We start from the raw sequence: 1385 nt of genomic DNA on the forward strand, positions 1-1385 counted from the left end.
GGCGGATTTTAGTGGTGGTTGCAACACCTGAGTGATTTGCCACCTCGAACGGTGGTCTTCGCGATGACGCGATCATATCATGAGGCGTTGATGAGCGCGAGGATCCTTTCACTGGGCTTGTCGTACCCAAGCGTCCTGCGGGGCCGGTCGTTGAGCTCATCGGCGACCGCGTCGAGGTAGTCCTCCGTGTACGCGGACAGGTCGGTGCCCTTGGGGAAGTACTGGCGCAGGAGCCCGTTGGTGTTCTCGTTGGTGCCGCGCTGCCACGGCGAGTGCGGGTCGCAGAAGTAGACCCGCATGTCCAGCGTCGTCGACACGCGCCTGTGCAGCGCGAGCTCGGAGCCCTGGTCCCAGGTCAGCGAATTCCTGAGGACGCCCGGCAGACGCCCCATCTTGCGGATGATGGCCTGCTGGACGCGCTCGGCGTCGTGCCCGTCGGGCAGGTGCAGCAGGATCGTGAACCGGGTCGTGCGCTCCACGAGCGTGCCGATCGCGCTCCTGTTGGCCGCCCCGCAGATCAGGTCGCCCTCCCAGTGGCCGGGCACCGCGCGGTCCTCGACCTCGGCGGGCCTGTCGCTGATCATGACCATGGGCTCGCGGAAACGCGGTCTGCGCGCGTCCGCGTCCCTGCGCGGCCGGCGCCGGGCGCGCCCGCTCCTGAGCGCCTTGGCGACGTCCTTCCTCAGCTCGCCCCTGGCCTGGACGTAGATGGCCTGGTAGATCGTTTCCGCGCACACGTGCATGCCCTTATTATCCGGGAAGTCCCGTCTGAGCCTGCCGGCGATCTGCTCGGGGCTCCAGCGCGCCTCCAGCCCGGCCCGGACGTACTCGAGCAGCCCGGGCACCGTGCGCACCTTGGCGGCCTTGGGCCGTTTGAGCCGGTCCGCGCTCATCTGCTGGGCCCGGTACGGCTCGTACATGCCGGTCGCGGGGTTCGTGTTGCGGGCCAGTTCGCGGCTGACGGTCGACGGGGAGCGGCCGATCCGGCGAGCGATCTCGCGCACGCCCGCTCCGGCCCTCCTCCAGTCGGCGATGCTGACGCGCTCGTCCTGGTCCAGGTATCTCGCGTTGATCTGCTTGGGTTTGTCCACCGTGGAACGATACCAGTCCACCGACGGCTTCTCGTTCCTGCCGCTCGCGCGTGTCCGTCCGTTGCGCCACACCTTGCCGGTGCGTTTGGACACGCCCACCGCGTGGGCGGCCTGTGTGAAGTTCATGCCCGCGTCGAGGTGCTCCCTGTATCGTCGCCGCCTCGCCTCGCACATCTCGCCGCGCGTGGCGTATTCCACGTCCTCGAACACCCATCTGGCCGCGCTCTTCGTGTCCGTCTCCATCTGATCCTCCCGTCGGTCGGTCAGGTGTTGCAACGATCACTAGAGCCCGCC

Annotated in this window: 1 protein-coding gene; it reads right to left on the minus strand. The window is 68.0% G+C overall.

Annotated features, from left to right (window positions below):
- Positions 1-77: 77 nt before the first annotated feature.
- Positions 78-1265 (minus strand): IS30 family transposase, encoded by a 1188-nt coding sequence (locus EMO90_RS12025; protein ID WP_223849878.1) that lies wholly within the window; start codon positions 1263-1265, stop codon positions 78-80.
- Positions 1266-1385 lie beyond the last annotated feature (120 nt).

The organism is Bifidobacterium vespertilionis, from assembly GCF_008698145.1.
Classification (GTDB): Bacteria; Actinomycetota; Actinomycetes; order Actinomycetales; family Bifidobacteriaceae; genus Bifidobacterium; species Bifidobacterium vespertilionis.